This is a genomic window from Xanthomonas sp. NCPPB 2933, from assembly GCF_056725225.1.
In genome coordinates this window covers 1,765,958-1,777,165 of record NZ_CM161518.1, presented here as the reverse complement: position 1 = coordinate 1,777,165, position 11,208 = coordinate 1,765,958, and the positions used below count along the sequence as shown (strand labels likewise).

1 protein-coding gene is annotated in these 11,208 nt (G+C 63.4%); it reads right to left on the bottom strand.

What is annotated here, in order from left to right; genetic code table 11:
* Window positions 1–5: 5 nt before the first annotated feature.
* Window positions 6–11,207: an amino acid adenylation domain-containing protein gene (locus AC1PLU_RS07200; RefSeq protein WP_481108067.1), complete on the bottom strand. Its 11,202-nt coding sequence runs from the start codon at window positions 11,205–11,207 to the stop codon at window positions 6–8.
* Window position 11,208 lies beyond the last annotated feature (1 nt).

The window sequence follows — 11,208 nt, the reverse complement described above, 5'->3', positions numbered from 1 at the left end:
CCGTGTCACCACTCCGTTTCTTCGAGCGCTTCGTCATCGCGCTCGGGTTCGTTCGCACTCGCATCGGCCAGACCAGCGGTCAGGGCATCAATCAGCTGCGCTAGCAGCGCCACGCTCTGGTAGGCGAATACATCCTTGATCTTCAGGGTGAAGCCGAACTCCAACGCCACCTTCGACAGCATTCGCATTGCCAGCAGAGAATGTCCGCCCAGTTCGAAGAACCGATCCGTCGCACCGACCGCCTGCACGCCGAGCAACTGCTCCCAGATCGCAGCAAGCCGGCGCTCCGTGTCGGTCGCAGGCTCTACACGGGCCTGGTCTGCGATCCCCTCGGGCACCGGCAATGCACGACGATCCACCTTGCCATTAGCCGTCAACGGCAGCACAGGCACCACCATAAAGGCAGATGGCATCATGAAGTGCGGAAGATGACATTGCAGAAGTGCACGCACTTCCGCCACCAACGTGGCTTGCTCCGCATCGCCTACGGCAACATAAGCCACAAGCCGGCGATCTGCGCCGTCGCCGACCGGGATCACCAGCGCGTTGGATACGCTGGGGTGGTCGCAAAGTCGCGCTTCGATCTCGGCTGGCTCGATGCGGAAGCCGCGCACCTTAACCTGCCGATCGGCGCGGCCCATGTACTGGATGCGACCATCGGCGCGCCAGCGCGCAAGATCGCCGCTGCGATAAAAGCGCCGGACCTGACCGTCATCGATCGGCAGCGTGACGAAGCGCTCGGCGGTCAGATCGGCGCGGCCGACATAGCCGCGGGCAAGACCATCGCCACCGATATAGAGTTCGCCCACCACGCCAATCGGCGCCGGTTGTCCCGCAGCATCTACAATCTGAAGCACGACGTTGTCGATTGGCAGGCCGATCGGCGGCAGCGACGGCCAGGCAGCGGGATTGCCGTCGAGCGCATGCTCGCTGACCACATGGCTCTCGGTGGGACCATACAGGTTGAGCAGCGTGCAGCCGCTGCGAGTAGCCCAGACACGCAGCGCGTTCGAGACAACCAGCTGCTCACCTGCAACCTGCAGCCACTTCAGATCAGGCAGCTCGATTCCGACCTCAAGCGCAGTCTGCGCGAAATGCTCGATCATCGCCGTGGGCAGGTATGCGCGCGCAACACGTTCGCTGCGCATGGTTTCCAGCAACCGCCGCGTGTCGAGACGATCGTCATCCCCGAGCAGTACCAACGGGCCGCCACTGAACAAGGCGCCGGCCACCTCGTAGAGCGACATATCAAAACCGATCGAGGCAAACTGCAGGCTCGGCGATGGCTCCGCGAGTGATGGATAGCGCGCCGCCATCGATGCCATCAGGTTGACGATGGTGCGATGGCTCAACTGCACGCCCTTCGGCTCGCCAGTTGACCCGGAGGTATGCATGACGAAGGCGAGATCGTCGATATCCACTCCTGCGTCCAAGCGTCCCGCGGGTCGATCCGAAGACGCCGGTTCCGAGTCGAGCAGCATCACCTCGATTCCGTCGAGCACACTGTCGCCCGTCAGCGCAGGCAGCGTCAGCACGCAGCGCACATCGCTGCCGCGCAGCATTGCCGCGATGCGTGCGGCCGGAGCGTCGATGTCGATAGGCAGATAGGCGGCGCCGGACTTGAGGATGCCAAGCAAGCCAACCACATAGCTCGGGCTGCGGTCCACGAAAAGCGCAACCGCCTGGCCGCGTCCGATGCCGCGCGACGCCAGATCCTGCGCTACACGGTTGGCACTGCACTCCAGTTCTCCGTAACGCATCTGCTGCTCGCCATGGATCAGCGCGACGGCATCGGGATGGCGATCCGCGCGGGCTTCGAAGAGCCCGTGGATAGTCGCGTTCTGAGCGTATGCACGCACGGGTGCTTGCCATGCCGTTAGTAAGCGACGCTCCTGTGCATCCAGCAACGAGGGCGCCGCCGTGGAATCGGACGCTAGCGCCGGCAGCGATGAAAGCACCGACGCGAAGTGTCCTGCCAGACGCGTCACGGTTGCATCGTCGAGCTGGTCGGCGCGGTAGCCCATGCGCACGCGCAAGCGCTCGTCCAACGTGGCGATCAGGGTCATGGTGTACTGCGTGCGGCGCTGACTCGCGGAAAACTCCACTTGCAGCGCTGGACTCATCGCCTCTGCCTCTGCCCCGACATTGATCGCGAGGTTCTCGAACACCAGCAGGCTGTCGAACAACGGCATGCCCGCCGGCACCCCCGACAGGCGCTGGATATCCGCCAACGGCAGATGGCCGTGGTCGCTGCAAGCTTGGAAATCGTGCTGCAGGGTGTGCAACGCATCGGCCAGGGCTAGGCCCGGCGAGAATGCGACCGACACCGGCACCGTGTTGATGAATAGGCCGACCATCTCCTCGATGCCGGCAACCTCCGGGCTGCGGCCGGAGATGGTGGCGCCGAACACCACCTGTGCAGCGCCACTGTAGCGATGCAGCAAATACGCCCAGGCCCATTGGACGACCGTGTTGGGCGTGACTCTGCAGCGCTGCGCGAGACGATGCAATGCAGCGGTCTCGGGCTGACCGAGTTCAAGCAGGTACTCGCGTGGAGCGGGGTCACCATCGAGATCATGGCGGAGCGCCGAGAGCGGCGCGCGCACCTCGACCTCGCCCAGCATCGCTTGCCAATGCATACGTGCGGACGCATCGTCCTGATGCTGCAGCCACTCAATGTAGCGCTCATAGGGTTGCGGATTGGGCAGCGCAGCCGCATAGCCCGCCACTTCGGCCCTGTACAAGGCGATCACATCGCGCTGGATCAACGGGCTGCTCCAGCCATCGACGATCGCATGGTGGGTCGTCCACAGGACGTGCGTGCAGTCGTCAGCCATGCGGAACATCGCCACGCGCATCAGCGGTGCTTGCTCGAAATCCAGTCCCTGCTCGCGGTCGCGCAGGTGGTAGGCCTCCAACCGCGCCTCCCGCTCACGTATCGGAAGCGATCGCCAGTCCTCTTCGTGCCATGGCAGCTCGGCCTGCGCGGACACCGCCTGGTACAACGTCTCCTCGTCATCAACCAGAGCGGTACGCAGGATGTCATGGCGGTTTACCACGCCCTGCCAAGCGCGGCGAAACGCGGCTGCGTCCAGTACGCCGTGGAACGTCAACGACGTTTGTACTACATAGGTCGACGGGTCGATCTGGCTCTCGAAGTGCAACCCAGCCTGCATCGGCGTAGCCGGATAGAGCCGTGTGAGCGATGGGTAGCGCCTGTTCCAGGCATCGAGCCGATCCTGACCGACGCTGGCCAACGGAAAATCGGAGGGAGTAAAACCGGAAGCGTCGCTCCGCAGGCAATGGGCGATCACGCGCGTCCAGCCTGCCGAGATCAAGTCGGCTAGCCGCTGCATGGTGGCCTCGTCGTACTGTTGGTCGCTGTAGTCCAGCACGAAGCTCAGGCATCCGCCGAATACCTTTCCGGACAAGCCGATCTGGTGCATGCGGCAGCGGCGGCCGGAGATCTTCTCGCCGACGCTTTCGATCGCAGGCTGGAATACGGTGTCATGGTTCAATACATTGTCAAACTGGCCGAGATAGTTGAACTCAAGCTCGGGCACATGCGTGTCGGAGGCAGTCAATTCCGCGTCGCGTGCGAGATAGCGAAGTGCGCCATAGCCAATGCCATTGTTCGGAATGGCCCGATACTGCTCCTTGATCACCTTGATCGTGGCACCAATCTCCGTCTGCAGCACGCTCAGAGTCAGTGGATAGACACTGGTGAACCAGCCCACCGTCGAGGTGGTGTCAAGATGGTCGAACAAGGACTCGCGACCGTGGCCTTCCAGACGGATGCGCAACGTGGTCTCCCCTGTCCAGGCGCGCATGCCCAGATAGACGCCGGCCAACAGCAGCTCGTTGATTCGGGTGCGGTAGGCCGCGTTGCAATGCTGCAGCAGGGCTTGCGTGTGTTCTTCATCCAGCCCGATCGCTAGCGTACGGGTGCTAGCGATCTGACCGAAACCGTCGATGCGGCGGTCTACAGGCAACAGCGGTGCCGCAACCTTGGCTTGGCTCAGCCAGAATCCGCGCTCGGCATGCAGCGCCTGCGATGTCGCGTAGTGCGACATCGCCTCGCTCCACTGCTGGAACGACGACGTCTTAGCATCGAGCATGACGGCTTGTCCGGCACGGCATTGCTCATAGGCTCGTTCGAGATCGGAAAGGAGGATGCGCCACGACACACCGTCGACGACGATGTGATGCACGATCAGGAGCAGTCGTCCCGGGCGGATGTCGTGCGACTGGAAATGCACTGCGCGCAGCAGTGGACCAGCGGCGAGATCGAATGCGCGTTGCCAATGTGTGCATCGCGCTGCAAGGCGCTCCTCAAAATCGGCGCCAGCCTCGGGCAGCGGCTCGACGATGCAGCTGTCGGCGATCATTACGGCATCCAGCGGCGAATGCGCTGCCCGCCACTGGCCCGCCTCTTGGCGGAAGCGTAGGCGCAGCGCGTCGTGGCGGCGATACAACGCCTCCACCACGGTCGGCAAGACGTCCATCGCATGATCCCGTGGCGTCATCAACAACACGGCTTGGTTGTAATGCTGGGGATCGCGCGATTCGGCGTCCAGGAACAGGCGATGGATGGGCAGCAGCGGCAAGTCGCCCTGTACAGACTCCTGCGGCGCGCTCACCAGCGACACGTCATTTGTAGCCGCCAGCTTGGCGAGTTCGGCCACGCTCTGTGCCTTAAAGAGCTGCTTGGTGGTGATTGCGATACCGGCCTGCTTGGCGCGAGACACAACCTGGATCGACAGGATCGAATCTCCACCGATCTCGAAGAAGTTGTCGTTTACGCCGATCTGCTCGACGCGCAGCACCTGCTGCCAAATCTCTGCCAGACGGATCTCGACCTCACCGCTTGGTGCCACGTAGACCTGTTGCGCCTCGTAATCGGGCTTTGGTAGCCGTCGCTTATCGACCTTGCCGTTGCTGGTCAGCGGGATGGCGGTCAGCAGCACGAAGGCCGACGGCACCATGTAATCCGGTACGCGTGCCTTCATGTGCTCACGCAATGTCCTGGCCAGCAGCGCCTCCTCGTCGCTGCCGATGTCCTGGTCGCAGACCACGTACGCCGCGAGGCGGGGATCGCCGGTGTCCTCCCGCACCACTGCCACCGCTTCGCGCACACTGAAGTGCGCAAGCAGATGGGTTTCGACTTCGCCAAGCTCGATGCGAAAACCGCGGACCTTGACCTGATCGTCGACACGGCCGAGAAACTGAAGCTCGCCAGCGCTGTTCCAGCGTACGAGATCGCCGGTGCGGTAGAGTCGGCCCTCGCCATCGGGATTCGGAACGAAGCGTTCGGCGCTCAGCGCGGGCAGCCCCAGATAGCCGATCGCCAAGCCCGTACCGCCGAGCCACAGTTCTCCCGCGACCCCTACCGGTTGCGGCTGGCCGACCGCGTTGACGACCCGTAGTTCCACATTAGGAAGCGCGCGGCCAAGCATGATCGGCCTGCCCGGTAATACATCGGCGTGCGTGGCGGCCACGGTAGCCTCGGAGGGCCCGTAGGAATTCACCACGTGGCAGCGCTCTGCCCAGCGCCATGCCAGACCTTCCTCGCAGGCCTCGCCGGCAACGATCAGCACCCGCAGCGCGTAGTCGCGGTCCATTGGCACCTGCGCCAGCAGCGCCGGCGGGATCCAGCCGTGGGTGATCCGCTCGGAAACCAAGAACGCGGCCAAGCGTTGAGCCGACTTGCGGTCGTCGTCGCGGCAGATATGCAGGCTGCCGCCGCTGGCTAGCGCCATCAGCCACTCGAAGACCGCGCCGTCGAAGCAGATGGAAGCAAAGGTCATCACGCGGCTGTCCGTGTCCAGAGCGAACGCCTGCCGCTGGTAGGCGGCAAGGTTGACCATGCCGCGATGGGCGATGAGAACCCCCTTGGGTACGCCGGTGGATCCGGACGTGAATATGGTATAGGCCGCGTCATCCGCTTCGACATCGACCTCCTCCGCGGTCGGATTGTCACCGCTGCAGCCGGAGAGCAACAGCTTACGGAACTGCCCATCCAGTGGCAGCACCGTGCGCTCGCCGAGGAGTGGCAAGGTCTCAAGGACGCATTGCTGAGTCAGCACCAGTTCCACGCCAGCAGTGCTCAGCATCGCTTCTAGCCGCTCCTGCGGATAGGCGGGATCCATTGGTACGTAGGCGGCACCAGCCTTGAGGATGCCGAGCAATCCGACCAGCATTTCTGGCGAACGTTCTACGCATAGGCCGACTTGGTGGCCACGGCCCACGCCCTGCCCCCGCAGCCAATGCGCTACTTGGTTGGCAGCAGTGTTCAATTCCGCATAGCAAAGGCGTTGGCCCTCCGACGCTACCGCCAGGGCCTGCGGAGTCTGTGCGGCGTGAGCCTCGAACAGGTGGTGCGCGCAACCCGGGGGCAATGCTTCCACTTCCGGCCCCGACCACGCTTCGAGGTTCGCGACGTCTGGCGGTGGCAGCAGCGGCAGCGTCATGACCGGTTGGTCCGGCGCCTGCGCAATGCTATCGAGCAATACAGCAAAGCTGTCGGCCAGGCGCTCGATGCTGCCGGCATCGAACAGACTGGTGGCGTAGATCCAGCGCGTATGCAGTTCTCCGTCGATTTCGAACACGTGCAATTCGATGTCGAAGCGCGCCACCGGATCGCCATCGTCGACGTGCGACAGCGCCAACCCCGGCAATTCCAGCCGCGCGTCCTCCAGATTGTGCAATGTGAAGCTGATCTGGGCCAAAGGTGCATGATTGAGGCTGCGCTCGGGCTTGAGCTCATCGACCAGCATGTCGAACGGCACCGCTTGGTGTGCGAACGCGTCGAGCGTGGAACGCCGCACTTGATCGAGTAGTCCACGGAAGCAGTCATTACCGGACAGGTCGGTGCGCAGGATCAGGCTGTTGATGAAAAAGCCCACCAACGGTTCCAGCTCGCGGCGGGTGCGCCCCGCCGACGGGGAGGCGATCGCGATGTCGTGTTCTCCGCTCCAACGCGAGATCAGCAAGGCAAACGCGGCCCGCAGCAGCATGAACATGCTGGCGTTCTGACGGATGCATAGTTCATTCAGTGTCTGCGACAGCACCGCATTGACCCGGCGCTCCACCGCTGCACCAGCGTAGTCCTGAACCGAGGGTCGCGCACGATCCATCGGAAATCCGTGAACACGGGGCAAATCGCCAAGCTGTTGCTTCCAATAAGCCAGCTGGGGCCTCAATGCCTCCGGCGACAGCACACGCCGCTGCCAATACACAAAGTCGCCGTATTGGATTGCCAGCGGCGGCAGGGCGACGCTGGCGCCGTTGCGCAGTCCTGCATACAAGCGGGCGAAGTCGCGGACCAGCACCCCGGTGGACCAGCCGTCCGAGGCAATGTGGTGCATGGTCAGACCCAAGACATGCTCGTCCTCGGCCATCCGCACCAGTAGCACACGCAGCATCGGGTCGGTCGCAAGGTCGAAAGGCACCGAAACTTCGTCGGCGACAAGCTTCGTCATCTGCGCCTCGCGCAAGTCCTGCGGCACCTTCGCTAGATCGAACGTACGCAACCGCACCGGCATCGGAGGATCGACGATCTGCGAAGCCACTCCCGCGACCGCCACGAACCGACTGCGCAACGTTTCGTGGCGAGCGACGATTGCATCCAGCGCGCCTTGCAAGGCATCGCGGTCGAGCGCGCCGGTCAGGCGTAACGCCGACGAGATATGGTACTGACGGCTGCCACCGCCGAACTGGTCGATGAACCAGAGCCGCTGTTGCCCGTAAGAAAGCGGAAGGACGCCGTGATGCGGAACACGTTCGATCGGCAGATAGTCCGCATCCGATTGCGCATCGATGTGCGCGGCCAATTCGCGCACGGTCGGATATTCGAACATGCTGCGTACCGGCACGCGCCGACGCAAGCGTTCGGCGATCTCGCCGACCACGCGTGTGGCCAGTAACGAATGTCCGCCGATACGGAAGAAGTGGTCGTCGATACCGATCGTATCCAGTTGAAGCAGACGTCGCCAGGTCTCCAGTAAGACCATTTCAGTCGAGGTCCTCGCGGCGGCGAAGGCCTCTTTTTCGAAATCTTCGCCGACCGGCGCGGGCAGCCCGGTGCGGTCCACCTTTCCGTTTGCTGTCAGCGGCAGCGCGCCCAGCAGCACATAGGCCGCCGGCAACATGTAGTCCGGCAGGCTGCCGCGCGCAGCCGCGCGCAGATCATGGACGTATCGATAACGCCAGCGCTCGAGCTCGCTTTCGTCTTGCCCACCGGCAGGTCCCGCCTCGCTGGGCACTACATAGGCAACAAGCCGCTTCGTGCCCGCGTTGTCGGCATGCACCATCACGCAGGCGCTCTCCACTGCGGCATGTGCGAGCAAGTTGGCCTCGATCTCGCCCGGCTCGATGCGAAAACCGTTGAGCTTGACCTGGCCATCCGCGCGACCGATGAACTCCAGTTCGCCGTCGCGCCTCCAGCGCACCATATCGCCGCTGCGGTACATCCGGCCCTCGCCGGAGAACGGATTGGGCACAAATGTCGCACAGGTCAATGCATCCTGATTCAGATAGCCATCGGCGACGCCAGCGCCAGCGATGTACAGCTCGCCAATGACACCATCCGGCACCGGTTGCCCGTGCGCGTCAAGCACGTAGAGCATGGTGTTCTGGATCGGGCGGCCGATCGGTACCGCCTCGGTGCCTGCGATGTCCTCGTGCGGTTGCGAAAGGAAGATGCTGCAGCCAACAGTCGTCTCGGTCGGTCCGTATTCGTTCGCCACGACCGCGTTCGGCAGCACCCGCGCGCGGAAACGCTCGAGCACGCGTACCGCCAATTGTTCGCCGCCGACCACCAGCACGTGGCGTGTATTCGAGACCGGCTGCCGCGACAGGTGGGCAAGCGCGTCCAGATGCGCCGGAGTCAGCTTGAAGAGCATCGGTTGCGAACGCGTCGCGTACTCCAGAAGTTGCTCCAGGGAAAGCTCGGCCTCGTCGTCAAGCAGGCAGCTAGGCAAGCCGGCAAACCATGGTGCGATCAGGGTCGTCACCGTGGCGTCGAATGCGAACGGCGTCGCGACCACGCCACCGCCGATGTCGCCACTAAAGTACTGGCGTGCGGCATAGTCCAGATAGTTCATCAGCGCACGATGCGGTACCGCGACGCCCTTGGGCTGTCCGGTCGAACCTGAGGTGTACAAGACATAGGCGACGGCGTTCGCATCGACCGGCACATCGGGCGGGCTCTCAGGCTGCGCTTCCAGCATGGGCCCGACTAGGTCCATCGGTATCGCCTCGCTGTCGCCAAAGTACAGCGCGTCCCACAGTTCCGAGTGCGTAAGCACCAGTTGGATGCTGGCGTCCTCGATCATGTGCAACAGCCGGCTCTCGGGCGTTTCCGGCGCCATCGGCACGTAGGCGCCGCCAGCCTTGAGCACCGCGAGCAGTGCCACGGGCAGATCGAGCGACCGTCGCAGGCAGATGCCGACCCGGTCGCCCGGCCGCACGCCGCGTTCGACTAGATAATGCGCAAGGCGGTTGGCTACGCACTCCAGCGTCAGTAAATCCAGTTCCCCGTCGGCAGCGACCACCGCCGGTAGATCGGGGCGGGCGGCGGCCATTGCGGACAGGCAGGCGTGGACGCATCCGGTGTGCATCGGGACCACGTCTGTATGGTTGCGCTCGAGCATGCGCAAGCGCTGGGCGTCATCCAGCAAAGGCAGATCCGCCACCGCGCAACCAGGCGTCTGCAGCCCCGCGGCGAGGAGCACGCAGAAATTCGATGCCAGCTGCGCGATCATGCCTGCGTCGAACAGTGTCGTGTTGTAGGAAATGCCCAGTTGCATGCGGTCGCCGTCGTCGGCGACGTTGAATTCCATGTCGAACTGGTTGGTGCTGTCTGCCTGCTCCAGTGAGTCGACTTGCAGATCCGGCAAGACGATGTCACGCGCTACGCCGCTGTGGTAAGAGAACAATAGTTGGAACAGCGGGCTGTAGCTGAGACTGCGCTCGGGATTGATCGCGTCGACCAATAACTCGAACGGCATGGTCTGCCGGCTGAAAGCGTCAAGAACGTCGCGCTTGCTGGCGTTGACGTAGCTGTGGAAGTCCTGCGCCGGATCGATGCGGGTGCGTAGCACTAGCGTGTTGATGAAGAAGCCAACCAGATGTTCGAGGTCCGGATGCACGCGCCCGGAGACGGGCGTGCCTACCGCCACATCGTATTCGCCGCCCATCCTCCCCAGCAGCAGCGCGAATGCGGCATGCATCAGCACGAAAGGCGTCATGCCTCTTGTAATGCACCAGGCGCGCGCTTGGTGCACGGTCGCTTCCGGCACCTGCATGCGCAGCATGCCACCTTCGAAGCGCTGCTGCGCCGGCCTTGGCCACGACAGCGGCAACGCATGCACCGGAGGCAGTCCAGCTAGCCGCGCCATCCACCACGACAGTTGCGTCTCCAGCGCTTGTCCTGTCAATTTCTCGCGCTGCCATGCGGCGTAATCCCGGTACTGGATCGGCAGTGGCGGCAGCGGATTCTCGCCATGAGCATGAAAGGCGGCATACAGTCGGCAGAATTCATCAACCAGCACATCTTTCGACCAGCCGTCGGATGCAATGTGGTGGGTTACGAACAGCACCACATATTCGTCGCTGCTCACGCGCAGCACCATCACTCGCAGCAGTAGCGGATCGCCGAGGTCGAAACTGCATGCTGACTCGGCGCGACTGTGTTCGGCTACCGCCTCCCAGCGTGCCTGTTCTGGCAAGGCATCCAGCTCCACCAGGGGCACCGGTACCGGGCCTGCGGCAGCGGGTAATTGCAAGACCTCGCCTTTGTCGTCCTGGATGAAGCGGGTGCGCAGGGTTTCGTGTCTGGCGACGATCGTGTCGATCGTGCGGCGCAGCGCCTCCATGTCCAGCGCACCGCGCAGCACCAGATTGATATTGATGTTGTACTGGGAACTTCCCCCCTCAAGCTGATGGATGAACCATAGCCGCTGCTGGGCGAAGGACAGCGGCGTAGGCGCTGCACGGTCGGCAATCGGCACGATCGGCGTCGTTTGCCTGATCTCTCCCTCTGTTCCGGCCAGGAAGCCGATCAGTTCATCGCGGTGGGCGCGGATCAGCGCCACGGTTTCCGAATCGGAAATTGGGGCGTCGGAGCGAGTCTTGAGCTTGCCGTCTTCCAGGTAGGGGAAGATACCAAGCTCGTTCAAGGTCCGGACAACGGTCAGGATCGTCATA